Genomic DNA, 26637 nt, shown 5'->3' with positions numbered 1-26637 from the left:
TTCCTATGAAAAAAAATCTACTTTATTTTAAATTCACGTTTTTATTTTTCTTTGGATTTGTTTTTTCATTTGCGCAAAATTTACCTTATATAGAGGATTTTGAGAATGCAGATAATGGCAGTTATTCTTTTGTAAGTAATGGAAAATTATTTAAAATAGAAAGTTCAGCCTCAGCAGATTATGCACAAGGAACATTCCGTGTACAAGGAAATTATCCCGGTACTGGTTGGAATGGTTTAACAATAGATAATAAATACATTGATAATGATGGTGCAGCAGGATTTGGAGTTAACCCAAGTTTTAAGATAAAAAGTGAAGGGTTTAATTTTACCTCGCAAAATTTTTATCTTTTTTTAGCTGATTATAATTTACAGCAATTCCCTCTCATTATGCCTACGCCAATTACAATAAATGGAAAAGAGAATGGGACAGTTATTTTTACAGCACTTTATATTCCTTTAAATGCTCTTATGACGAATGGATATGTTCAAGTTAATTTGAAAAATATAAATGGAATGAATTATTCAAATTATGAAATCAATGAACTTGAAATTTCTACAAGTAATCCGACAAATTATGTTGGATTAGATGCATTTACCTGGACAGAAGTCACACCGCCTTTACCAACAATTTGGGAAAATGGAGTTTGGAGCGATGGAGAACCAACAGCTACTAAAGATGCTATTCTACGAGAATCTTATACTCATAATTTGACAGCAAAATCGTTGACATTTGAAGCAAACGTAGTTGTTCCTTCAGGAATTACCTATACTGTTGTAAATAATGTGGATAATCCTTCGAATCAAGTTGTTTTTGAAAATGGAGCTTATCTAATACAACAAAATGATAATGCAATCAATGTAGGAGATATCAGTTTCAAACGTCAATCAAAACCAATTTATCGATTAGAAACTTTGGATTGGTCTTCTCCTGTTTTCGGACAAAATATATTTGCTTTATCTCCTAAGACACTTCAAAATCGTTTCTATCGTTATGACGAGTTTGCAAACAATTGGATAGCAAATATAAATGCAGCTGATATTTTTCAAAAAGGAGAATACATTGCATTTAGAGCGCCGAATAATTTTAATAATTATGGAGAAGGTGTTTCAAAAATATTTGAAGGAACTTTTACAGGAATTCCAAATAATGGATTTGTTTCAAGAGTACTTACAAAAAATAATATTGGAAATAATGCGGTAGGTAATCCTTATCCATCTCCAATTGATTTAAAGAAAGTTATATCATCCAATTCAGCTATGTTAACTATTTCGAAAGTTTTTGTTTGGACACATAAGAAACCTATTGTAAATGGTGAATTTACAGGCGATAATTGGATTGTTTATAGTGATGAAATGGGATGGAGTGATCCTTCAATTACTTCCACAGCAATAGATGTAGGTCAAGGATTTATTGTACAAGCAGAAAACAAATTACAAGGTCCTTTACCAATGCAGTTGTTTTTTAATAACAGTATGCGTGTTACAGCTAACGAAGTAGTTTCATATAAAACCATAGAAGATGATAAATTTTGGTTGAGTTTGAAACAAAATAATGAAGTGTTAAATTCGACTCTTGTTGGTTATAAAGAAGGTTCTACGAAACAATATGAAAACACTTTTGATGCAGAACCAATGCAAGTCTACCCTGGAATTTATTCGATGATAGATCAGAAAGAAATGTCTATTCAAGGTAGAGGAGCCAAGTTTGACGAAAAAGATCAATTTGATTTAGCTATTAAAATCTTAACTGCTGGAAATTACACGATTTCGTTGGCGAAAACAAATGGAATTTTCAAGCAAGGACAATCTATTTATTTAATTGATAAAGAATTAAAAAAATCTATTGATCTATCTAAAGGTGATTATAATTTCCTAAGTGATAAAGGTTATTTTAAAGATCGTTTTGAAATTGTTTATGAGGACAACTTGTTGAATACAAATGAATTGAATGGGAAAAATAAAATAATTGTTTATACAGAAAATCATACAGTTCATATAAAATCAGCTGAAAAAATAAAATCTGTAAAAGTGTATAACCTAGAAGGTAATTTAGTGAAAAACATATCTTCTGTTAATACGTTTGAAACGCATTTTGAACTATCAAATAATACAAAAGTGTATATCATTTGGATTGAATGTTATAATGGGACAAAAATTTCAAAAAAAATAACTGTAAAATAACGTGAGATGAAAAAACAATTTAAATACATTTTAGTTGGAAGTTTATTTTTATTCCTTCCTTTTTCAAATTTGTATGCCGCAGATAATGAATCTGATATTAGTTTTTTTAGTGAAAACAATAATACAAATCCTGGAGGACACGATCCAGGAGATGATCCTGTAGATGGAGCTCCTATAGATTCAAATATAATAGTATTAATAGCAATAGCTGTTATTGTTGGTTACTATGGAAGAAATAAATTAATAAAAAATAATTAGAGAGTATTTATAATTATAACAATGCCTGAGAATTTTCTCAGGCATTTATTTTTAGCATCATAATGAATGAAATATAGCTTGTTACATTTAATTTTTAGTATAATTTATCTTATTAAATTAAATTAATTTAGAATAAATAAAAATAAATTAAAAAATTCGATTACATTTGCTTTATTAATTATTAGACTAATTCTAAATAATAAAACAAAGACAAATGAAGAGGCGCTTTTTTCTACTAAGCTTACTTACTACAATTACTCTATACGCACAAGAAAAAGATTCTATTTCATCTCAACCTACAATTGATTTGGAGCAGACGGTTATTTCTGGGCAATACAATGCTCAATCGGTTAAGAAATCTATTTATGAAGTGAAAGTAATTTCACAAGAAATGATAGAGCGACAAGCAGGGAATACATTGGCAGATGTGTTGAATCAGACATTGAACATGAATATTATTCCAAGTTCTTCTACCGGAAAATCTACGGTCAAGATGTTTGGTTTAGATGCGCAATATTTCAAAATTTTAGTGGATAATATTCCATTAATTAATGATGAAGGTTTAGGTAATAATACAGATTTGACACAAATAAATCTAGATGAAATTCAGCAAATAGAAATTGTAGAAGGAGCTATGGGAGTAGAATACGGAGCAAATTCTATTGCAGGAGTTATCAATATTATCACTAAAAAAGGAGGGAGATATAAATATGATGTTTCAGCTACTTTGCAAGAAGAAACAATTGGCGATGAATACAATTGGAAAAATAAAGGGAGGCATATTCAATCCTTGAAAATCGGACATAAATTTACAGATAAAATCTATGGTAATTTAAGTTTTTCACGTAATGATTTTCAAGGATTTTTTGATGATAGATTAGGAAAATATTATCCATCTAACAATGGTTTAAGAGGATATGAATGGCTACCAAAAGAACAAAATACAGCAAAAGCATTGATTCAATACAAAGAGGAGAATTATCGTTTGTTTTATAAGTTCGAGTATTTTAACGAAGAAACGAAATTTTTTGATCCAAATCCTAGAATGGATAAAAATGTACCAACAGATACATATGATTATTATGGTGATGATCGTGTTTATACAACAGATCGTATTTATAATCACTTAAATGCTTCGGGACGTTATAAAGATGCAATTAATTATGATATTTCTATTTCGTACCAAGAACAAAAGAGAAAGTTAAAAACGTACAATTATGAGATTTTAAAAGGAATTGAAAATGATGTCGAAAAATTCGAATATGAAAGTCGTAAAGTGTACTACTCGAAAGGGATGTTTAGTAATTTTATAAATAAGAATGAATTCTTTGATTTTCAATTTGGTTATGAAATAGATCAAACCAAAGGATTTTCTTCTCCGGCAGCAAGAGAATACAGACAAACCCCAATTAAACGAAGCCTTGGAACGTATGATTTTTTTGCTTCTTCTCAAATTATTCTAAACGATAAACTTTCTTTTCGTCCGGGAGCTCGCGTAATGTTTTCGGAACAGTTTAACACGCAATATGTAATGAGTTTGAGCTCTAAATATACATTTGGTAAAGATTGGGAATTGCGTGCGATTGTGGGAACATCTCCTCGTTTGCCTAATTATGATGAAATGTATTCTTATTTTGTAGATGTGAATCATGATGTAAGAGGAAACGAAAACTTAAATCCTGAAAAAGGTATTTCTGCTTTTTTACATCTTAAAAAAGACTTGAAGTTCAATGATAATTTTTCGATAGAACAAAAAGTATCGTTATGGAAAATTAATTTGAAAGATAAAATTTACATGGTCATTGTTGAAAATATTCCTTTAAAATATCAATTTAGAAATATAGATCGATATGATGTTCAAGGAATAACATATTTGAATCAATTTAATATCGGTCCATTCTACGGAGGTTTTGGTTTTACATTAACAGGAATTAAGCAAGATATTGATCAAATAGCACGAGTAAATACAGTTAAAAATAAGTATTTCTACACAGCAGAAGTCAATTCGAATATATCGTATACTTTACCAAAAACAAAAACAATTCTATCAGTTTTTTATAAATACAACGGAAATGAAGAACAATTTGTACCAATAAATAATCCTTCTAATCCAACAGAGCAGATTTTGGTAAAAGGAAGAAAAGAAAGTTTTCATTGGATGGATGCTTCAATTAGACAAAACTTTTGGGATAATAGAATCAGTTTGACAATTGGATCTAGAAATCTATTTGATGTAAAAAGATTAAATACTACTTCTTCTAATGATGTAGCGCATTCTACAGGGGCTGCAAGTATTTTATACGGTTATGGTCGTTCATATTTTGCGAAATTAACGTTTAATTTAGGAATTAATTAATCAAAAAAATCATGAAAAAAATATTTATATATACCTTATTGTTTAGCTTTTTCTTTTTATGGTCATGTAATGATGATTCTCATCCTATTGGGCAAAAATTTGTAGTAGCTTTTAAAGATAGCAATGTAGATTTTAGTAAGATAGATAATGAACGAACGATTAATTTAGTTTATTCTGAAGTTGCAGAACAAAATGGTCAAATTCATATAAGAATTACAGAAGATAAAGCAACTTATAATGTAGATTATTCTACTTCTATTGTTGCAACAAATCATGAAATTATACTTCCGATTAAGAAAGGAGAAACATCAACAAGTTTCACTTTTAAGAATTTAATCTATCCATTTGATCGTTCTGATAAATCTATTCAATTTGAAATCACAAAAATTGATTATCCAGCGGCAATTATTCAAGGTTATAGTTCAACTAAAATTTCTTTCGAAAATTCTACAGGAGGTACAATAGAGCCTCAAATTGGCGGACCAAATCAACCATATCAAGTTTTTGTAGATTTAAGTAAGGATACACAAACCAAGGTAAAAAGAGATTCTTGGGATTTAGGATTTTATAACGGATCAAGTTTTAGAGTTGTTCTTAATTCATCTATTTATATGGCTGTAAAAAAATTAGAAGAAACTGATCTATCAAAAGTAACAAAAGCTTCTGTTGCAAATTTAATCAACGAAGTTGCTGTTGGAACATTTACAGATTCTAATAAAGAATACGTAGATCATCCAGCAGGAGATATCTTGAAAACAGCAATTGCAGAAATAAAAGAAACAGACAATCCAGTTTATTTATTGAATTTGGGATACGAAGTAGGAAAAGGAACTCCAGCTGAAGGTTCAGTATTGATTGCAGGAGATTCGCGTGGATGGAAAAAGGTAAAGTTTATTAAAAAAGACGAACAATATATAATACAATATGCAAATTTAGATGATACAACTTTTCAAGAAAAAGTGATTACTAAAAATGCAACTCACAATTTTGAACACTTCAGTTTTACAACAAATAATCTTGTAAGTGTAGAACCTCATAAATTAGAATGGGATTTAAGCTTTACTGTTTTTACTAATCTTATCGAAGGAAATGGTTCATATGGATATTCGGATTTTGTTGTGAATAATTTAAAAGCAGGAGTAAAGGCATATCGTGTCGATGTAACAAAAGAAATTACTTATGATAATTTTAATAAAACAATGATTGACGAAACGAAGTTTTTAAATGATCAGCGAGCAATTGGTGATTCTTGGAGACAAGTAACTTCTCCTCAAAAATTATTCACAGATAGATTTTATATCATCAAAGATGCAGAAGATAATTATTATAAAATAAAAATGTTAGCCTTTCTTAATTCTTCTGGTGTAAGAGGTAATCCCAAATTTGAATATAAACTTATAAAATAAACATACTCATTATTAGTGGTTAGAATTTGTCAATCCGAGTCATACGGGTCAGAGTGTAATCTCTCGGATTGACTGTTCTAATTCTAGATTAACAATTAAAAATTATTAAATCATGAAAAACAAATTTACACTTTTAGCAACAATTTTATTAACTTCTGTTGCATTAAATGCTCAAACTATAAAAGGAGAAGTTACAATGGGCGCTTCTTATGCAAATGATGTATATTATGGATTAGCAGATCAATCTACTCAAATTGTAAATAGAAGTGATTGGGATATATCATTTTACCGAAAATCAAATATGTCTACAGCTATTCGAGTGAATGATGGTGCTGGAATACAAGTATATGAAGCATCAAACGATATTTCTAAATGGAATTCAATTGATGTGGCAAATATTGAATCTTGGAATCTTTTGTACAATTCAGACAAAGATTGGCAAGAAGGTGCTTTTAACAATGCTTCGGCTACTTATGGTTGGGGAAACTATAATATTGCAAATCATTACGTAAATGGAACTATTATTTTTGTGTTAGAATATGCTTCTGGAGAATATGTAAAGCTAAAAATTGACAATTTCGCCGCTCCTTTAGGTGAATATAATTTTACATATTCTAAGTTGGTAAATGGTGTATGGTCAGAAGATAAAAAAGTGAATCTTGCACATAAAACCAATCCAAATAATTTATTCAATTACTATAGCTTATTGAATGATAAAGCAGTTAATCCAGAACCTGTACAAAGTAAATGGGACTTAAAATTTACTAAATATGTTACACCTCTTTCTACAAATGATGGTAGTATTGTTATGTATTCAGTGACAGGAGCTTTGCAGAGTGATTTGATAAAAGTAGCAAAAACAGAAACAGGAAATCCTACTGATGATACAGCTTATATAGCCGATATTAATGCAATTGGTTATAACTGGAAAACTTTATCTGGTTGGTCATATGTTGTAAATCCTACAAATCATTTCATTAAAAACACTTCAACAAATCAAATTTATAAATTAGTTTTCAAAACATTTGAAGGATCTTCAACAGGAAAAATAACATTTGATTACGAAAATGTAACAGCTAATTTAGGAACAACAGAATTAGCAAGAACTAAGTTTGAGATTTATACAAATCCTTCTCAACCAAAGACAATTACATTAGCTTATAATTCACAAGAATCAAAATCATCTCCACTAAATATTCAAATTTATTCGATGAATGGACAATTGGTACATCAAGAATCATATCAACCAACATCTTCATTTACGAATAAAACAATTCAATTATCTAAACTTTCAGCAGGTATTTATATCGTAAGAGTTCAAAGTGCTGATAAAGTGGAGTCAAAAAAGATAGTTTTGAAATAAAGTTTTGAGTACTTTATTTGTCTATTTGTGGGAGGTCGTCTTAATTGACGACCTTTTTTTATTAGAATTGGATATAACTTCGTAGACGTTTTTTCTAAAGTACTTTTACTAGGTTCCATTCATTATAAACGAGTCTGTTAATCCTTTCCTAGTGACTGGGTTTTATTACAAATAAGTCTATTTGCAATGTCTGTCAAAAAGATTTGATTACAAATAGGTGTGTTTGTAATGTCTGTCAAAAAGATTTGATTACAAATAGGTGTGTTTGTAATGTCTGTCAAAAAGATTTGATTACAAATAGATGTGTTTGTAATGTCTGTTAAAAAGATTTGATTACAAATCGGTGTGTTTGTAATGTTTGTCAAAAAGATTTGATTACAAATCGGTGTGTTTGTAATGTCTGTCAAAAAGATTTGATTACAAATAGATGTGTTTGTAATGTCTGTTAAAAAGATTTGATTACAAATCGGTGTGTTTGTAATGTCTGTCAAAAAGATTTGATTACAAATAGATGTGTTTGTAATGTCTGTTAAAAAGATTTGATTACAAATCGGTGTGTTTGTAATGTTTGTCAAAAAGATTTGATTACAAATCGGTGTGTTTGTAATGTTTGTTCATTGATAATTATAAAATTCAACCTTTATATTTTGCTTTGGAAATATCTTATGATACATACGATGCTGTCTTATACAACGCATACTTATAGATAAAAAGGAAAATAATAAAAAAATCCCGATTAAAATAATTATTAATCGGGAAATGATTTAGTGTAATATATAATAGGTTGATAAATATGGTTTAATTTAAACTAGCAACGATTTCGCGCCATTCTTCCAATTCAGGAATACCAGGTTTTCTTTTTCCAAAGAATTGTACAATGATTTCTCCTTTATCGTTAAAGACTTCTATAGCTGTTACAATTCCATCTTCAGTTGGTTTTCTAACAATCCAAGTTGAGGAGATTTTTGACATATCCAAATGCATATTAAAATCAGGATCCAAAATATTGAACCAGTTTTCGTGCCACACTGTACGTTTAATTTCTCCTGTATGAATTTGAATGTTTCCTTTGTTTCCAGTAAAAACCATAATTGGAGTTTGTTTTTCAGCAGATTTTTCTAAGAGTTGCACAATTGCTTCATTAGAGATTTGTTTTGCATGATAATCTGTTGGTGCTAAACGTAAAGCTTGTGTACGTGTAACGCCGAATTTTCTTAGCATTGTAAAGAAATTGTGAGTGTCTTTTAAATCAATCCAAGCTTGGTGAAATCCTTCAACATCAATTTCGTTATCAGCTTTTTCAATCACATTGTTTTCAATAGTTTCAGTTGTAGGAATAGCTTGTTGATCTTCGTCTTTGTATTTCTCAACTAATGTATCAAATGCTTGTACATTACTTTGTGGGACTAAATATATTTTGTGAATTGCTTCGCCATCTTTCCCGAAAAACTGTAAACTTTTTCGCTCTCCATGTTCAGATTTTTCTACAACTGCAAATGCTGTTTTCCAATGATTCAAGAAAATTCGCATATCAATATCTTCACCAACAAAAAGTTGTGCATGAGGTGAAGAAAAATCACCATTCAAATAAACACCTTTACGTTCATGTACACATTCGTTGTTGCGTGTAAGTGCCATCACTTTTCCAAGAGATTCTATTTCTTGTAATATAGCAGCAAATTCAGGCTTTAATTTTATAACATTATCGTCTAATTGTGTTGCTAAAAGTTCCATTTCGCTAACGCCTAATTCTTTTGCAGCATTACGTATTCTAATTTTTGGTTGATTTGCTTTCAAATCATTCCATTGTTTTTTTAAATCTGTAATTGTGTTCATTGTAATTGTTTTTTTACCGAATAAAATAAGTGGTTTCTGGTCGATTGGATTTTTACAAATAGTACAAGGAAATCTGTATATTTTAGAAATAATTTCTGGTTGGAAAACTTTTTCTGGGCTATCTTGATAAACAATTTTTCCTTTGTTCATTAAGATTACTTCATCAGCAAACTGAGAAGCCAAATTAAGATCATGCATTACCAAAATAACTAAATTTCCTTTTTGTTTAAAATCATTTAGAATTTCTAACAAATTAAATTGATGAGAAACGTCCAAATTATTCAAAGGTTCGTCTAATAATAGTAGTTTTTGATTGACTTCATTTTCTAATTGAGTAAAAATACGTGCTAAATGTACACGTTGTTTTTCTCCACCGGAAAGATGAATGTAATCCCTGTCTTTTAAATGATTGATATCGGTTTTGGTCATCCAATAATCAACCGAATCGATGTCTTTTTGTTGAGGTGAATTTTGGAAATACGGATAACGTCCCATTAACACAACTTCTTTAACCGAAAGAGGAATGTCTGTTGGTTGATGTTGTGAAAATTTAGCTTTATGTTGAGGTAAATCTTCTTTTTTCCAATTTTTAAGTGCAATGTCTTTTAATCGGATAAGGTTTGTATTTGGTTCAATTTCATTCGCAATGTAACTTAGTAAAGATGATTTTCCTGCACCGTTTGGTCCAACGATTGCAATCATTTTTCCTGCTTTTGCATCAAATGAAATCATATCTAAAATCTTGAATGATTTGTGTTGATAATTAATATTTTTTACCGCTAACATTACAAAGATTTTTTATAATTCATTAAAATTGAAATAAATACTGGAGCTCCCATTAATGAAGTTAAAATTCCGATTGGAATTTCGGATGGAGCAACTAATGTTCGACTGATTGTATCTGCAACAATGACTAATATTGCGCCTAAAAATGCAGATAAAGGAAGAATGATAACATAATTCGATTTGAAGATTAAGCGTAAAATATATGGAACAATTAATCCAACAAACCCGATTGTTCCTGTAAATGATACAATTGTTCCAACCAATAAAGCGGAAAAAACAATAATTTGTCTTTTTGTTTTTTCTACATTAATTCCCAAATGTTCAGCATCTTTTTCGCCTAACATCATTGCGTTTAATGTTTTTCCTTTTCCTATTAAAAAGAAAAAGCTTATGCTAATTACGGTTACTAAAATTAAGATTTTGTTCCAGTTAGCACTTGCGATACTACCTAATGTCCAAAATGTCAAATTACGTAATTCTTCTTCTGTAGATAGATAAGTCAAAAGACCTGTTGCAGATCCACAAAGAGCAGAAATGGCAACTCCGGCTAACAATAGAATGGTAATATTTGTTTTTTGATGATGAGAAGAAATTCTATAAACAAAAACAGTTGAGCATATAGCACCTACAAATGCCATTAAACTAAGTAATGAGTAATGAATAATTTCTGGAACAAAATCTTTAATATATCCTCCTAAAACAATTGTAATTGCTGCAAATAAAATACTTCCTGACGTAATTCCAATTAAATCTGGAGATGCTAAAGGATTTTTAAAAATTCCTTGTAAGCATGTTCCTGCCACAGCTAGACCAGAACCAACTAAGATAGACATGATAATTCGTGGTAATCTTAAATCGAAAAGCACATAATAATCGCTATCATTGATTGCAGTTCTATTTGTAAAAGCTTTATTAATAATGGATAGGATGGATTCGTTAAATTGATAAACACCTAAAAATAATGCAAGAATTGCAATACCGAAGATGCCTAAGCTTAACAAAGAAAGATGTATTCTGATTTGCGGATACATAATTGTTTTAGTCTTTTTTTATTTTTGAAGTAATTGATTTAATTGTGAAGCTGCTTGCCCAACACGTGGTCCAAAACCAGAAACTAATTGCCCATCCATTGCGATGATTTTTTTATTTTTTCCAGCATTTGTAGAAGCAACTCCTTCTAGTTTTATAACACCATCAATACCTCCAATGCTTTCTAATCCTTTGTCGAACATTAAAATATAATCAGGATTAGCTTTTACAACTGCTTCAGGTGTTAAAGGTTTAAAATCTTCAAACTCTGTAATGGCATTTTGACCACCAGCAATTCCAATAATTTTTTCCATTGGGGTATTTGTTCCAGCAACCATTAAGTTTCCTGCTCCACGTGCATAAATGAAAAGAACTTTTGGTTTCGTAGCTAAAGGTTTTAACGCTTTTAGATCATTATCAATTTTAGATGTAATAGCATCGAAATCTTGTTTGTTTAGAGAAGTTGCAACAGTTTTAACCAATTCCTTTGTTCCTTCTACTGAATAATCTTGTTTAATAATTTCAGTTTGAATTCCAGCATTTTTTAGTTGAGCAATTTGTTCAGGATTTAAATCCTTGTCAGTTGCATATACTTTTGTTGGTTTTAGAGCCAATAAAGCTTCAATTGATAGTGAACGTACATGTCCCAAGTCTTGCGCTTTTTCTTTTACAGAAGCAGGATAAGTACTTGTTACATCAACACCTACAAGGTTATTTTGTTCTCCTAAATCAGCTAACACTTCTGTAATTGCTCCGTTCAATGAAACTATTTTTTCATTGGATACTGTTGTTTCAGTTTTAGCTTCATTATTAGTATTCTCGTTCTTACTGTCTTTATTATTGCAGCTTGCAAGTAGAGCTAGTATTGCAGTGGAAATAAATAGTTTTTTCATTGTTATTTGTATTAAGTCTAAATTAAAACACAAATATTAGTAAAAAGATTTAGTTAAGCAATTTTTATTTAGATTAATTTTAAATAAAAATATATAGAATTTATTCTGTTCCTAATTAATTTGATAATAATCATAGAATTGTATAGAAAAATAGGTTTTTTTATAATTCTAAAAATTCTAAATTAGTTTTTCTAAAATGGATAGGATAAATGGTGAGAATTGCAGTAATTAGTGACATTCATGGGAATTTGCTTGCTTTGAATGAAGTTATAAAGAATATTAAAAATAAAAATATATCTCAAGTTTATTGTTTGGGAGATTTAGTTGATTTTGCACCTTGGAGTAATGATGTCATTTCTTTTTTTAGGAATAGTGGAATTCCTTGCTTACTTGGAAATCATGATGAACGAATTGCTTTTGACTTGCCTTTATTTCCGTTATTACATCATGATAATTATGAAACTAAAAATAGATTTGAAGCTATTAATCATAGTAAAAAACATATAAATTTAGAGAATAAAGAATGGTTAGGTAGCCTGCCTTATCAGTTTGAATTGGTGTATAAAATAAATGATTCGTATAAGAAAATATTACTTGTTCATGCAAGTTTAGATAGAAATGATGAATATGTTTATGAAGCTGACGATAAGCAAAAAATGTATTCTGTGTTAAAAGAAAAAGAAGTAGATGCCTTGGTAATGGGACATACTCATCAATCTTATGTTCAGCAGTTTTCTGATATATTATTTGTAAATAGTGGTTCTGTAGGTAGAAGCAAGGAAATTGATAGAAAAGCAACTTATTCTATTTTAACATTGGATGAGAATAGTATTAAAGCAGAAATTATTAAAATTGACTATCCAATAGAAGAAGTTGCATCAGCTATTTATTCGAGTGAAATCCCCAATTTTTATGGTGATTTTTTATTAAAGAAATAAAGTGTAGACACTTTTAGAGATATGCATAAGATATATTCACAATATCTCATTTAAAATGTATAACCAAAACCTGCATTTCCATATATGTTATACATTTTGAATGAAATGGCTTCAAAATCTTTTTTGAAAACTTGTTTATGAGCCATTGTAATATCTAAAAACAAACTAAAATTATTCTTTAATTTAAATTCAGCACCCACCTGACTTCCAAACTGAAATGGACTTAAATAATTTGAAAAGTCGTATAATCCTTTTGCTGTATTTTCAAAAGTTGTAGGTTCTCCAATAGGACTACCTTCTCTAAAAGTACCTTCATAGATATATCCTGAGAAAGATTTGTCAATTAATGTTGAGAAATAAAAACCTCCATATAAATTCCATCTTTCAGAAGTATTCCAAATAAATAAAATAGGCATAGAAATATAAGCATTATCCATTTCTGTTATAACATGTCCAGTGAAATATCCTTTGGTTTTTGCGCCAGTATCATCTTCTATTTGAGTATAATAGTTTTTTACTTTTGCTTGTGTTTTCATTCCACGACCTTCTACATTTAGCCCAATTCGAATACCGAATTTACGATTATCATAAAACCATTTTGTAGCATTTAGACCTATACCTAATTGTAAAGTTGGATTATAACTTTCAATTTTTCTAATTTCTGCGGGTATCCCAATAGGAGAAGCTCCTCCAATACTAAATTGAGCTTTGGCTTGGTACTCTATATTTTTCTTAAAAAAAGAGGTTTTATTTTGTGAATTATTTTCAATTTCTTGAGCATTTACAGTAAGAAAAGTATTAGATGTAATTATAATAATAAAAATTACTTTAACTATATTTTTCATATATCTAATTATAAATTAGTTCAACTTTATCAACAATTAATGTACTTCCTATTGCTCCAGTAAAATAAGCTCCATCAATGCTCGAAGACATAACAATAGCCAATACATATTCTTTAGAGGGATCATATTTTTTACCTTCAACTAATTTGAACGGAAAATTAATTTCTCTCCAATTTGATGTTTCTAGGCGATCTGCTTTCGAAACTCTTGCAATAGCAACATTTCTTGGATCTTTGAAATCATGATCTCCATATAAGTAATTTTCTTTGGCTTGCGATTCGAAAATGATTGCATAAATGTCAAATGTATCAACGGCTCCTGGAATAGGTTTGAAATCTTGATCTCTCACTTCTTTTCCTGCTTTATATTTATAGTAAGTTCGGACTGATTTTGGTAATTCACCAGAATAAGGTAAGCCGAATTTAGTTGATTTTAAAGTATTGAATATATTTGTTTTGAAACTACCAAGAAATAAATTTCCAGCGGCAATAGGATTCCCAGTTGCAGCAGCAAAACTACTTGTATAGACAGTCTGCATCTTAGCTGCATAACCACCATCTCTTCCTTTATCTACTGTTGTAGGATATTCGCCTGGCGTTTTATCTCCAGCTACTGTTACATAACCAGAGTTACCACTTGCCCAATCATATATTTTATCTCCGTTAGAACCAATTGAATAAAAACGATAGTATCTATCTTTATCAGTTAATTCAGCTTGATTAAATGAATAAGAAGTACTTAATTCATCAATATTAAAACTAATTGTATATATTTTTTTCCAACGTTTGTCTTGAGCAGTTACAACAGCTGTTTGCGTTGTAGAATAATCACGAAGCGTTCCATTAACAGGATCTATTGTTGCATTTGGAGATATAATAAATATAGGTGCTTGATTTTTTAGATCAATATTAGATTTAACTCTAAACTCAATAGAATTATTAGTAATAATTGGATCAGTTTTGAGATACTGTGGAGGAATATAAGCTTCTATAATATCGGCATTTGTATCTAATTCTTCTTCTTGTATGCAAGAAGTTAACAAAATAGATGTCAGAAAAAGAGCTAAAAGAGAACATTTTTTTATCATCAGGTACAATTGAATGGTTAAAATTAATGAAAAAGAAATTTAAATCTTTATTTCTTTACCATAAGTCTTATTGAATTCTTTTATGATTGAGAAAAAAAAATAATAAAATGATGTTTTTAAAATTTTGTTTATTAATATTTTATAAAATACAGGCATTATTAAGGGTAGAGTAATTTAATTTATTAAAAACAATGTTTATTTAATAAATATTGTTCAATAAATAATTGTTTTATTCCTATATTGTATTGAATTTAAACAAGAACACTAAAATGAATTAATTTATAAAGTATGATTAAAAATCTATTCCTCACATTTATAACTATATTGCTTAGTTGTAATTTATTCGCACAGGTCGGTATTAATACAAATGATCCAAAAGCGACTTTAGACGTTTCAAGTTCGAATAATATAAATGATGCTGCGGCAGGTATTATTTCGCCAAGAGTTACATTAGATTATCTTATAACAAAAAATCATCTGTATACGAATGACCAAATTGGGGTTATAGTATATGTTTATGAAGTGGAAGAAGCTGCATCTAGAAATTCATTATCTTCAACCATAGGAATTAAAAAGGATGGGTATTATTATTTTGATGGGATTCACTGGCTTTTATTTGTTGTTCCGGATGAAGTTCGTATTCCTTCAGAACCATGGAGAGTTGAAGAGACGGGAGTTGAAGCAACACAAAATACAGAAAATATTGTTCAAAATTCACAAGTAGGGATAGGTTTTGCTAAAGCAATTAATGAGTCTGCTCAATTTGAAGTTCGTTCATCAAATAAAGGTATTTTAATTCCTCGTATGACAACAGGAGAGCGTGATATTATTGTTAACCCCGAAAATTCTTTACTTATTTTCAATTCAGATTCTTCTTGCTTTAATTTTTACAAGAATAATAAATGGAAATCTTTGTGTGGAGATATAGGGCAATCTGAAGTAATTGTCCCGAATTGTAATTCAGCAGCTTTTATAGGAACATACAAAGTAGGAACAGTTGCTAATTCTGGAAATTATTTTCAAATTACTGTAAATGTAGTGGAATCAGGCGATTACTCTATTTTAGTTAACAATCCTACTGCTGGTTTCTTTTTTCAGAAAGAAGGAACATTTCCTAACACAGGTAATTATACGATCCAAATTCCTGTAATAGGAACTCCTGCGGTTGCAGGAAATAATACATTTACAATTACAATAAATGATAAAGTAATTGCATGTACTCCTGTTGTAAATGTTCTACCAGCTGATGTTCAATTTAAGGATATTGTTTTTGTAAGTGCTGATCAACTGAAAAAAGGAGAAAGTTCTGCTGGAAAAGCATTTAATATTACAGTTAATGTAGTTAATCCAGGTTACTTTAATTTTAGTACTAATACTGTTAATGGAGTTACTTATAGTGCTGACAATGTAAATTTAACAACTACAGGAATACAGCCTGTTGTATTATATGCGAATGGTAATCCACCAGCTAATGCAGGGACATTTGAGTATACAATTACTGGAAGTGGTTATGTAGGAACAACAGCGAAAGGATCTGTAGTAGTTGTAGAAAGTAAAGCTGTAATTTCTAGTATTAGTTGTAGTTCTGCAACTGTAAAAGGTACTTATAATTTGAATACACCATTAACGGCTTCAAACTACATTGATATACCAATTACAGCTAGTAGTACAGGAACCTATGAGATTAGTATAGAAAGTGCGGATAATCCTGGCTTTAGTTTCTCTGGAAGTGGATCTATTACTTCAACAGGAACTACCTCAATACGAGTATATGGGACAGGTACACCAACTAAAGCAGGAACAATACCATTTACGGTAACTATAAATGGAGTAACATGTACATTAAATGTAAATGTTGTGATGCCTATTAAACCAATTTTACTTGTAGGTGATAGTTTTACTCAGGTTAGAAATGCATTAAAAAATATTCAGAATTTTGGAGTGGATGGAAAGTCAAAAATAGAATCTTTTACTGATGCAAATATAAAATTAGAGACAGGTAGTATAAATGCAACAAAGCTAAAAGATTATATTAATAATCAAGGCGTTCAAGTAATTTTAATTGGTTGGAGTTGGAACCCTGATGCAGCTTGTATTAGTATACTTAAAGATTTTGTTCAGAAGAAAAAAGGATTTGTTTATTGGGTAGAATCGCAAGATGATCAATCTTATATAAAGAATTTTATTGATCAGACGTATAATGCTAATGTTACAATGACAGAGGATGAATATTATATTTATACAGCAAAAGTAGATAGTAATATTGCTTCTGACAATCCTTTCATCAATGGTGTATTTGGGAATGTACCTAATGGAATTTTAAGATCTGATGATTATCCTTCTTGGATAGGAATCGTACCATCTACTTTACCAAGTTCATTAAAAGGATTGCTAAATTTACCAGCGAATAATACTAGTTCTACAACTGGTGTTAATTCTGCGAGAACTACGTTTATATATGGAGAAGGATTCTTTATGTATCCAGATTGGGGAATGACAAATTATGCAGATGGAGTTTATTATGGTACATCATCGCCAATCGGTACTGGTTCTGGAACATTCAATGGATACCAAGGTTGGGATGGAACTTCTGTAGGTGCAAAGAATATTAATAATACAAATATTGCAAATTGGATTATTTTTGGAAATGCAATGGATCATATTTTCAAGTATGTACAGAAAAATTATGATGCAACTATAAAACTTTAAAAATACCTTAACGGTTAAATTAATAAACAAAAAAAGTTCCCTTTAAGGGAACTTTTTTTGTTTATTAATTTGCTAATATCACTTGAAAATTTATTAATATGTAAATTATCTCAAGTATAATTTTTTCTAAGTTTCTAACAAAGTATAAAAATTTTCAATAAATAATTATATCTCTGGATTTTAGTTATTATTTCTCTTTATTATAATTACTTCATTATATTAAAAGTAAGGAAATGGATTAGATATATTGTAATTAAATTGTAAATACTATTGTTTTTTTATTATTACGGGAAAAAGCTTATAAAAAAAATATTTTATTCATATATTAATCAGTTACTTATGTAATAGAGGGGTTATTGAGGGGGAAGATAATTTAATTTATTTAAGATTCTTGTTATTTTTAGTAAACAAATAAAAGCTAGGGATTTAAGATCAGTTTTTATATTGTAATTAATGATGAAATAAAAAAAGTTATAAGCCATTTATTCTAAAAATTAAACCAAAATTCAACCAACCTAAAAATATTATAACCTATGAAAAATTTTTTGTTGACTTAATAAGTAAACTATTGCAGGTAAAGAATTATTTTCTTTACCTGCATGTTTATTTATTCATATTCAAAAAGTAATTTATCTATTATTTAATACTCTTCTATATTAAAAGTTATTATCCATTAATTATATAACCAAAAATACTATGAAAATGAAAAATACAGAGAGTCTTAGTTTTAATCAGTATTATCTTGAAATTTTTCAAGATTTATATGTAGAAACTAGCCAAATATCGAAAACCTAATACTAATTATTATAGAATTTAAATAAATGAAAAAAAGTTTATTACATATTTTAAAAGCTGTTTTGCCAATTTATTTCAGTCTTATGATGGGAATAACTTTTGCACAAAAACCAGGAGGTACTTCTCTTGAAGTTGAGCTTTGGTTAAAAGCAGATGATATTAATTTATCAAATGGAGCAGGAGTTAATCAGTGGAAAGATCATTCAGGAAAAGGAAGAGACTATTCTAAATATTCTACTTATGCTGTTCCTACTTTTGATAATGTTAATATAATGAACTTTCAACCTTCTATTCGGTTTGCTCCAGGCACATCAAATCGAAAATTAGTTCATGGAGGACATTTTGTTTCTGCATCTAAATCTTATTTTACTTTTTATGTATCAAGAGTGGAGACTACAACATCAACAAGAGGAGTTGTATTTTCTTTTAATGCAAGTAGAGGTAGTAATAATGGTTGGCAATATGGTAATCCGTTTATGACAACACAAAGTACAGGAAGTACTTATTCTGTAGGTAGTAATGCTACTCCAGCTAAAATGGCAGGTATTAGTTTGGCTACACGTATGAATAATGGAAGTACATTCGATAAACTTTATTTTAATGGAAGTTTATTTGGTACAATGAGTAATGCGAGAGTAATGTCTACTTCAGATGGTTTTAGTGTTATTGGTAATGAGAATTTGAGTGCAACATATCCATTTTATGGAAATATTCAAGAAATTATTGTTTTATCAAGTAACATAGGTTCAGCAGTAAATACAGTTGAATTACAAAAAGTACAAACATATTTATCTTTAAAATATGGAGTAGAACTAGATATGTTGACTCAACCTCATCAAATTAATTCTTCAGGTACTACTATTTGGGATGTAACTTCTGGTAATAATATTTCATATCGTTATAATCTGTTTGGATTAGGAAGAGATGATGGTAGTGGTTTATATCAAAAACAATCTTCAAGCTATGAAAATAAATTTGCAACTGTTTTTTTAGGGGATTTAACCAATTTAAATAAAGAGAATATATCTACTTTAGATAATAATACATTTCTGTTTTTGGGATCAAATGGTTTGTCAGGAAGCTCTAACTATGAGTATCCAGTTGGAACTTCTTTTCAGAATGGAACACTATCATTAGAAGTAAATAAGATTACCAAGACAATATTAAAAGCACAGACATATGGGAAAAGTAGTTTTATTGTTAATATTCGTCCAGAACGAACAGCTACTTATGTATTAATTTCTCCAAATGCAAACTTTGTGCCTGCTACAACCCGAATTTATTTATTAGATGGAAATAAAGTTGCAAAAGATGTTGTTGTAAATAATGGTGATTATATCGCGTATTCTTATTATTTAACAGCTCCAGGAGGAGTAACAGATGGACTTAGAGTTTGGCTAGATCCAAGTGCAGAGAATATTGAATTAAATGGAACTAATGTAACAGCTTGGAGAGATTTAACAAAATTTGAGAATAATTATACACTTGATGCAGTTAGTTATTCAAGTAAAACTGCTCCTCAATATTTGTCTTGTGATCCAAGAATGAATTTTAACCCTGCTTTAGAATTTAATGCAACAGCTTATTTAGCTACATTAACTGGACCAATGTCAACAGACGCACCTTTGGGATCTACATCTTTTGTACTATACTATTCAGATCCAAGTAATAGTAGTACACTTTATACACATGGTTTTGGTAGTGCTGATCCTAGATCTGGTACAACGAGATTTCCTGCGGTAGGTTTCGATGCTGCAGATAGACAAGGACGAATTAGGAATGATGGTTCAGGACAAACTAATAATAATGGAACAGTAGCAGGTTTCTCTGCGAATAGTACAAATTTGCAAATGGTACAGATTTCTAAAGCAAATGGTATAAATGGAGCTGGACGTATTGTTTACGATTTTGGAGGATGGCAAGATCAATTATCTCCTACAGGTTTATTCGGAGATGCATTTAGGATGGCTAGAGGATCTACATTAGGAGGAGCTAGTTTGACTGGTGGATCTTTTAAAGGTTTGATAGGAGAGGTTTTTTTCTATGAAAAAGCGTTGACACTTCAAGAACAAGATAAAATACGTTCTTATTTAGGAATGAAATATGGACTTACATTAGATGAAAACAAGACATTTCCTGAACTTAACTATCAGTATAAATTATCTGATAATCAAACGATCGTATGGGAAGGAAATAGTGTTGTAAATAGATATTATCATAATAATATAGCAGGTTTAGTAAGAGATGATGCGCAAGCTTTAAATCTGTATAGATCAAAATCAACGACAGATGAAGGTGTAATTACTTTAATGACAAATGGTACAATACCATGTGTAACAAATGGAGAGTCTTTTGAAAATCTGAATGGTCTATTTATTGGAGATAATAAAGGTTCATTTACTCCAACATCTGTTGCTGGTAATACTGCAATATGTGGAGAAATAGATGAAACACTTACTGGTCCAACAGGAAGAATATGGTTAGCACAAAATACAACAGCTAATACAAATAATCCTACTCCAAAATCTGTTAGGTTGAGTGTGGGAGGTAGCGGATTTCCATTTGAAGGAGCAGGATATGAAGTTTTTTTATTAGTAGCAGATTCCGAAATTAAACTAAAAAATAATCAATGGGATCAAATGGTGCCTATGGAATATTTTAATGGAGTTCATCAAATAGATTTTACATTCTATGGAAAGTATAAATATTTTACATTCGGAGCAAAAATGGTACCTGGATCATGTGACACGTGTGAGTTTTCTGGAAGTAAGAAGTTAGAGTTTACATCAAAAAATTGGATAAAAGGTAGTTTGTCTACAGATTATGATTTAGGAGATGATTTTACTGCTCAGGTCAATGTTTCTTTACAAGCTCCATCAGAATGGTTAACAAGAAATTACCCAAGAGCTTCGGTTAGAAAATCATTGAGAGAATATAGAAAAAGAGGAAATGGAAATAATGTGATGCAAACAGAAATAGTATTATCTAAAGCTGCAGCAGCTACATTTGAAATTTTTGAAATAGATAGAAGATATGTTCGATATGATGATGTTGAAGTATATGGAATGTGTGGTGCAGCAATTATAAAACCCAAATTAAGTTATGTTGCTAAACCAGAAAAAAGTAGCTATACAATTCAATATAATAAAGCAATTGCAAATAGAAAAACTTCTGGTTATACTAGTGAAAGAGGACGTGTTTTTGTAGAATTCGAAGATGCAGTAGAAAAAATATATATTAAACATAAGTATACAGGAGGACCAGTTCTAGGATATAAACGTATAGGTATTGGACCAATGGAATTTACTTGTCCTGCTCCTTTGCCTCCTCCTACAGAAGACGGATTAATTTTCACGAAACAAGGTTCTACTGATGTTTTATTGTGTGAAGAAGTTGATTATACATTCCGTATTACTAATACAGGTTGTGATGCTTTTCCAGTAGATTTTTCTGATGTTTTACCAGCTGGAATGAAATGGGTGCCAGAATCTTTATCAATAGATGAAACAGCAATAACAAATGCAATAATCAATGATTATGGATTATCCAATACATTAACAATAAAAGGAATCGAAGTTCCAGGAGGATCTAAAACATTTACATTTAGAGCAAGAGCACGATTTGATGAAACAGCAGCTTCTGGAAATTATAGTAATAGAGCAGTTTTGACTTATCAGTCAAAAGTAAATTTAGGATCTACAGTTACACTTCAAAGTTGTGATCGTTTAACAATTGGATGTTCACCAACTAATACATATGCAGCAGATTCTGATAGGCCTCAACCAATTCTAACAAGTATTAAGATAGATGATACTTGTTATTCAGAAGAAGAAGAATTAACTGCAACATTGACGGTAAATAATCCAAATACGCAAGCAATTACAAATTCTATATTGGAAATTGGTTTTGATGAAAACTTCTTATATATCCTTAATTCTCTTGCTTCTTCATCTCTAAGTTTATCAGGTAGTGGGATAACACAAAATTTTGAAGATGGATTAATATCAATAGAAGGGTTCAGTATACCCAAAGGTATTCATCAAATTACTTTTAAAATTAAGTCACCTAAACGAGCAGATATGATAAATATTGGACAAGATCTATTTCCAGCTCCATTAACAATTGATTTTGCTTTAGAAAGCGAATCTGATGATGTGTGTTTAGGCTCAGCAACAGCTTATACAAACGGAGAAATAGAACTTCCATTTTGTTCATATTGTACACAACCATCAAAAGGAGGTGTCGCAAAATCGTCAAGTGTAGGAATATCTACTTTTAAAGATCAAATTGTTGGTTGGCCCGAAAATGTTGCAAATGGGTTCCTTGTATTAGAATCATATAAAAAAGGAATGGTACTTACAAGAGTTAAAGCTGCAGATATACCAGTTAATAAAAGAGTTGAAGGAATGATTGTGTATGATACAGAGGATCGTTGTATAAAAATTTATAATGGAACAAATTGGAATTGTATTCAACGATCTTGTAACGAATAAGTAAACCTAAAATTTAATGACATGAAAAAAATATTATTAGTAATACTAACTTTTTTTACAACAAATATTTATGCTCAAGTATCAATAGGTAAAAATATTGTAGATGGTAATGGTATCCTTGATTTTGGTACAGATAATAAAGGAATACTTCTTCCAGTTGTTAATGTATCAAGTTCTACGAGTTACGAAAACGGAACAATCTTAATGGATTTTACAGATATGAAATTGAAAGTTATGCAAAATTCTGCTTGGCTTGAATTAAGCGATTCTGGTTCTTTGTTAGAGCAAAAAGATGAATCAAATAATACAATTACAACAAATAGAATCATGAACACATCTCAGGAAGACGGAGAAGGAGTTGTTATAGGAGCTGAAACTTCTTCTGCTAAAGGAGTTTTAGTATTAGAAGCAACAGATAAAGCTTTAATTTTACCTAAAGTAAATAAACCGCATGAAAATATTCTTTCCCCTGCAGCTGGTACAATTGTTTATGATACAGAAAGTAAATCCTTAGCTGTATTTGATGGAATAGTTTGGAGTTATTGGAAATAAATTAAAAACAAAACAGAGCTAGCTCTGTTTTGTTTTTTTATAACTTGATAAATTATTAAATTTCCAAAAACATCATATTGTTTTATTAGTGAAAAATTTAACTTTCGTCGTATATTAGAGCGATAAACGAATATATTTATGAAAATTAAGGCTTTATTTGTACTTATTCTTCTTACTACTACATTTACTTTTGCACAAACCAAACAAATTCTAATCGAAAATGTTAGAATATTAGACCACAAAGCGTCAGCATTAACTCAACCAATGAATGTTTTGGTTTCTGGTCAAAAAATCGAAAAAATAAGTTTTTCAGCAATTTCTGTTAAAAATCAGGATGTTGTAAAAATCAATGGGAAAGGCAAAACTTTAATGCCCGGATTAATTGATGTTCATGTTCATATGGTTTTTGGTTCATTAACAATGGCGCAAATGATGTCTCCAGACATGTCGCAAGAAGTTTTAATGAGTAAAGTTGGCGAAGCTTCTCATAAAATGTTATTACGAGGATTTACAAGCGTTCGAGATGCTGGCGGACCTATTTTTCCGTTGAAATTAGCTATCGATAAAGGCAAAGTCGCAGGTCCACGTATTTGGCCTTCTGGTGCTACAATTAGTCAAACTGCAGGACACGGAGATTTTAGAACTCCAGATGAACGTTCGCGTCGCTTTTTTGGAAAAGCTTCTCGAGCAGAAGAATTAGGAGCAACTTTCATTGCCGATGGTCGAGATGAAGTTTTGACTGCTACAAGAGAAAATTTACGTTTTGGAGCAAGCCAAATTAAATTAATGGCTGGCGGCGGAACGTCATCTGCGTATGATCCGATTGATGTTACACAATATACTTTTGACGAAATGAAAGCTGCTGTTGATGCTGCCGAAGATTGGGGAACGTATGTAATGGTTCATGCTTACACGCCGCGAGCTGTACAACGAGCTGTAGAAGCTGGTGTAAAATCAATTGAACATGGACAAATGTTAGATGAAGAAACTTTAAAAATACTTGCTGAAAAAGGTGTTTGGTTAAGTCTTCAAAACTTGATGGACAACAACGATAATATGGACGAACAACGCAAAGAAAAGCGTAAACCTGTATTAGACGGACAAGATAAAGTTTGGCCTTTGGCGAAGAAATTAGGTGTGAAATTAGCTTGGGGAACCGATTTTCTTTTTGAACCTGAATTAAATGATGATCAAAATAGTTACATATTACGTCTTCAAAAATGGTTTACAAATGCTGAGATTTTAAAGATGGTTACGCAAGATAATGGAGAATTGTTGCAACTTTCGGGTTTACGAAATCCATATCCTGGGAAATTAGGCGTTGTTGAAGAACAAGCTTTAGCCGATTTGTTATTAGTTGACGGAAACCCTTTAAAAGATTTATCTTTAATAGCAAACCCTGAAAAGAACTTTTTAGTGATTATTAAAGACGGACAAATTTTTAAAAACACACTTACTTCGAAGAAGTAAGTTTTACTTTAGATAAAAAATAGGGTTAATTTTAATTAACCCTATTTTTTTAATTATCAATTTGATTTTTAAGCCACAACATTAAGTCTTTATCAGGACTTAGATATAATCTTTTTCTTAGATTATAGCGGTTATTCTCAATAGTTTTTAAAGCTTTATGTGTATAATTAGCAATATCTTTTGTTGTAAAACCTAGATAAATATATGCAGCAAAAGTTAATTCGCTATTTTTTAAACAAGGATTAACTTCTAACATTTTGATAGAAAAATGCGGGTATATTTCTTGAAAACGACACCAAAATTGGGGAGAATTACTTTTTGCCATTTCTATTAATTGACCAAAACTTTCATTTACTTTTTGATGTAAATTTGTTATTTCCTGTTCATTTTTACTTAAAATTTCTTCCTTTTCTTTTAATTGAAGCTCTTTTTCAGTTAGAGCTTTTTGTCTTAGTTTTTTCAAAGAATTATAGATAGTTAAGAAACTAATTATGAAAAGAATAGAAATAATCAAAATAATTACAAAGTATTCTTTTTGAGTGTTTTTTTGCTGAATAGTATATTTTTGTTGAACTCGAAGAAACTCATATTCTAGTAATTCTTTAGATTTTATAATATCTTTTTTACGACCAGACGATTCACTATTAAGATGGAAACGCTCTTGTTCGTAATTTCCGATTATATGATAAACTTTTGCAATTTTAGAGTCTACATAAGAATGGCTATCATTAAAGGATTTGTTGTTTTCAATAGATTTTAAGTAAAACTCGATAGCTTTGTCATAATTTTCTGTTTGAGAGTAATAATCTCCATATAGTTCATAGAAAATTCCAAGATACTTATAATTCTGATTAATTGCGTATTTAAAACTTTTATCAATGTATTCTTTAGCTTTTTCTGCTTGGTTATTGTTGATATAGAACCAGCCTTTATAAAAATAAATGTAAGGCTTGATTCGAAAAATATTTTTTGAGTTGTTGTAATCTTTAAGAGGAATAGATTCTATTATTTTAATCGATTTATCAGCATAAAAGTGAGTGGATTCGTAATCATTTTTATCAAAATAGTAATCAGCAAATTTAATGTAAATATTTGCTTTGAGAAGTTGTGATTCTATATCATCTTTAGATTTAATTAATTCTAGAGCTTCAAAATTTTTTTGAAAGTAATTATCTGTAAGTCCTAATTTACTATAATATGTAGCTTGTGTAGAAAGAAAAATTGCTTTTAGTTTATGATTGTTTTTTACATGTTCTTCTTCTAAACCTTTGTCTATATAATAGGAAGCTTCTTCTAAATGATTTAAAGCAATTAATGCTTTTGAAATCATATTATAACTTTCTATTTTTCTGGATATATTGTTTGATTTTTCAGATAAGAGGACTGCTTTTTTTGCTTCATAAAACATTTTATTGTAATCTATTACAACATAATTATTAGCGAGTTGTAATAAACTGTCAATCTCATTATTAGAGATTTTTTTTGCATTTGCAAAAACGAATTGATTTATCAATATGATAAATGCAATTACAAAGGTCGATTTAGGTTTCATTATTTTATTCTAATTAACCAGATTTAATTAAATATAAAGTAATAAAGAGTGGTTGATAATATTGATTAGATTGTCTTGATCAATTA

At 29.8% G+C, this 26637-nt stretch carries 16 protein-coding genes and 1 pseudogene; 10 read left to right on the top strand and 7 right to left on the bottom strand.

Going from position 1 to position 26637, the window contains the following annotated elements; genetic code table 11:
* The first annotated feature begins 5 nt into the window (after window positions 1-5).
* From E4J94_RS13195 to E4J94_RS13175, 5 genes are all read left to right on the top strand, one after another.
* On the top strand, window positions 6-2183 hold the full coding sequence (locus E4J94_RS13195; protein ID WP_135836265.1) for a hypothetical protein: 2178 nt from the start codon (window positions 6-8) through the stop codon (window positions 2181-2183).
* 6 nt (window positions 2184-2189) lie between these two features.
* Window positions 2190-2441 (top strand): hypothetical protein, encoded by a 252-nt coding sequence (locus E4J94_RS13190; RefSeq protein WP_135836264.1) that lies wholly within the window; start codon window positions 2190-2192, stop codon window positions 2439-2441.
* Window positions 2442-2655: 214 nt separating this feature from the next.
* Window positions 2656-4797: a TonB-dependent receptor plug domain-containing protein gene (locus E4J94_RS13185; protein ID WP_135836263.1), complete on the top strand. Its 2142-nt coding sequence runs from the start codon at window positions 2656-2658 to the stop codon at window positions 4795-4797.
* A gap of 11 nt (window positions 4798-4808) precedes the next feature.
* Window positions 4809-6203: an HmuY family protein gene (locus E4J94_RS13180; RefSeq protein ID WP_135836262.1), complete on the top strand. Its 1395-nt coding sequence runs from the start codon at window positions 4809-4811 to the stop codon at window positions 6201-6203.
* Window positions 6204-6315: 112 nt separating this feature from the next.
* On the top strand, window positions 6316-7566 hold the full coding sequence (locus E4J94_RS13175; protein ID WP_135836261.1) for a T9SS type A sorting domain-containing protein: 1251 nt from the start codon (window positions 6316-6318) through the stop codon (window positions 7564-7566).
* Window positions 7567-8364: 798 nt separating this feature from the next.
* On the opposite strand, the gene E4J94_RS13165 is transcribed toward E4J94_RS13175, so the two are convergent.
* From E4J94_RS13165 to E4J94_RS13150, 4 genes and pseudogenes are all read right to left on the bottom strand, one after another.
* The gene (locus E4J94_RS13165; protein WP_135836299.1) at window positions 8365-9402 is read right to left on the bottom strand and encodes a hemin-degrading factor; all 1038 of its coding nucleotides are present in this window, start codon (window positions 9400-9402) and stop codon (window positions 8365-8367) included.
* Window positions 9403-9483: 81 nt separating this feature from the next.
* A pseudogene (locus E4J94_RS13160) lies at window positions 9484-10134 on the bottom strand (ATP-binding cassette domain-containing protein); the annotation flags it as partial.
* 53 nt (window positions 10135-10187) lie between these two features.
* Entirely contained in the window at window positions 10188-11219 is a 1032-nt protein-coding gene (locus tag E4J94_RS13155; protein ID WP_135836259.1) for a FecCD family ABC transporter permease, read from the bottom strand.
* A gap of 18 nt (window positions 11220-11237) precedes the next feature.
* Window positions 11238-12110 (bottom strand): heme/hemin ABC transporter substrate-binding protein, encoded by an 873-nt coding sequence (locus E4J94_RS13150; protein ID WP_135836258.1) that lies wholly within the window; start codon window positions 12108-12110, stop codon window positions 11238-11240.
* 209 nt (window positions 12111-12319) lie between these two features.
* Between E4J94_RS13150 and E4J94_RS13145 the strand changes: the two genes are divergently transcribed.
* A complete protein-coding gene (locus E4J94_RS13145) occupies window positions 12320-13048 on the top strand; it encodes a metallophosphoesterase family protein (protein WP_135836257.1) in 729 nt (242 codons plus the stop codon).
* A 50-nt stretch (window positions 13049-13098) separates the two neighbouring features.
* Here the strand turns inward: E4J94_RS13145 and E4J94_RS13140 are convergent, their stop codons facing one another.
* Both E4J94_RS13140 and E4J94_RS13135 read right to left on the bottom strand, forming a co-directional pair.
* A complete protein-coding gene (locus E4J94_RS13140; RefSeq protein WP_135836256.1) occupies window positions 13099-13893 on the bottom strand; it encodes a porin family protein in 795 nt (264 codons plus the stop codon).
* A gap of 4 nt (window positions 13894-13897) precedes the next feature.
* On the bottom strand, window positions 13898-14980 hold the full coding sequence (locus tag E4J94_RS13135; protein ID WP_135836255.1) for a PCMD domain-containing protein: 1083 nt from the start codon (window positions 14978-14980) through the stop codon (window positions 13898-13900).
* A gap of 288 nt (window positions 14981-15268) precedes the next feature.
* On the opposite strand from E4J94_RS13135, the gene E4J94_RS13130 reads away from it, so the two are divergent.
* From E4J94_RS13130 to E4J94_RS13115, 4 genes are all read left to right on the top strand, one after another.
* Window positions 15269-17689 (top strand): hypothetical protein, encoded by a 2421-nt coding sequence (locus E4J94_RS13130; protein ID WP_135836254.1) that lies wholly within the window; start codon window positions 15269-15271, stop codon window positions 17687-17689.
* Window positions 17690-18510: 821 nt separating this feature from the next.
* Window positions 18511-22977, top strand: coding sequence for a DUF11 domain-containing protein (locus E4J94_RS13125; RefSeq protein WP_135836253.1), 4467 nt, complete (start codon window positions 18511-18513; stop codon window positions 22975-22977).
* Between the two features lie 21 nt (window positions 22978-22998).
* A complete protein-coding gene (locus E4J94_RS13120) occupies window positions 22999-23529 on the top strand; it encodes a hypothetical protein (RefSeq protein WP_135836252.1) in 531 nt (176 codons plus the stop codon).
* A 138-nt stretch (window positions 23530-23667) separates the two neighbouring features.
* On the top strand, window positions 23668-24999 hold the full coding sequence (locus E4J94_RS13115) for a metal-dependent hydrolase family protein (RefSeq protein ID WP_135836251.1): 1332 nt from the start codon (window positions 23668-23670) through the stop codon (window positions 24997-24999).
* 49 nt (window positions 25000-25048) lie between these two features.
* Here E4J94_RS13115 and E4J94_RS13110 read toward each other — a convergent pair whose 3' ends face one another.
* Window positions 25049-26551 (bottom strand): tetratricopeptide repeat protein, encoded by a 1503-nt coding sequence (locus tag E4J94_RS13110; RefSeq protein WP_135836250.1) that lies wholly within the window; start codon window positions 26549-26551, stop codon window positions 25049-25051.
* Window positions 26552-26637 lie beyond the last annotated feature (86 nt).

Origin of the sequence: Empedobacter tilapiae (genome assembly GCF_004785645.1) — a bacterium.
In the GTDB taxonomy this organism is placed as follows: Bacteria; Bacteroidota; Bacteroidia; order Flavobacteriales; family Weeksellaceae; genus Empedobacter; species Empedobacter tilapiae.
Note: the sequence above shows the minus strand (reverse complement) of the source record. Positions and strands in the feature narration are given on the sequence as shown.

Excerpts from the sequence above, each read along its gene's own strand:
- E4J94_RS13195 (WP_135836265.1), top strand. The coding sequence starts at position 6 with ATGAAAAAAAATCTACTTTATTTTAAATTCACGTTTTTATTTTTCTTT.
- E4J94_RS13190 (WP_135836264.1), top strand. The coding sequence starts at position 2,190 with ATGAAAAAACAATTTAAATACATTTTAGTTGGAAGTTTATTTTTATTC.
- E4J94_RS13185 (WP_135836263.1), top strand. The coding sequence starts at position 2,656 with ATGAAGAGGCGCTTTTTTCTACTAAGCTTACTTACTACAATTACTCTA.
- E4J94_RS13180 (WP_135836262.1), top strand. The coding sequence starts at position 4,809 with ATGAAAAAAATATTTATATATACCTTATTGTTTAGCTTTTTCTTTTTA.
- E4J94_RS13175 (WP_135836261.1), top strand. The coding sequence starts at position 6,316 with ATGAAAAACAAATTTACACTTTTAGCAACAATTTTATTAACTTCTGTT.
- E4J94_RS13165 (WP_135836299.1), bottom strand. The coding sequence starts at position 9,402 with ATGAACACAATTACAGATTTAAAAAAACAATGGAATGATTTGAAAGCA.
- E4J94_RS13155 (WP_135836259.1), bottom strand. The coding sequence starts at position 11,219 with ATGTATCCGCAAATCAGAATACATCTTTCTTTGTTAAGCTTAGGCATC.
- E4J94_RS13150 (WP_135836258.1), bottom strand. The coding sequence starts at position 12,110 with ATGAAAAAACTATTTATTTCCACTGCAATACTAGCTCTACTTGCAAGC.
- E4J94_RS13145 (WP_135836257.1), top strand. The coding sequence starts at position 12,320 with ATGGTGAGAATTGCAGTAATTAGTGACATTCATGGGAATTTGCTTGCT.
- E4J94_RS13140 (WP_135836256.1), bottom strand. The coding sequence starts at position 13,893 with ATGAAAAATATAGTTAAAGTAATTTTTATTATTATAATTACATCTAAT.
- E4J94_RS13135 (WP_135836255.1), bottom strand. The coding sequence starts at position 14,980 with ATGATAAAAAAATGTTCTCTTTTAGCTCTTTTTCTGACATCTATTTTG.
- E4J94_RS13130 (WP_135836254.1), top strand. The coding sequence starts at position 15,269 with ATGATTAAAAATCTATTCCTCACATTTATAACTATATTGCTTAGTTGT.
- E4J94_RS13125 (WP_135836253.1), top strand. The coding sequence starts at position 18,511 with ATGAAAAAAAGTTTATTACATATTTTAAAAGCTGTTTTGCCAATTTAT.
- E4J94_RS13120 (WP_135836252.1), top strand. The coding sequence starts at position 22,999 with ATGAAAAAAATATTATTAGTAATACTAACTTTTTTTACAACAAATATT.
- E4J94_RS13115 (WP_135836251.1), top strand. The coding sequence starts at position 23,668 with ATGAAAATTAAGGCTTTATTTGTACTTATTCTTCTTACTACTACATTT.
- E4J94_RS13110 (WP_135836250.1), bottom strand. The coding sequence starts at position 26,551 with ATGAAACCTAAATCGACCTTTGTAATTGCATTTATCATATTGATAAAT.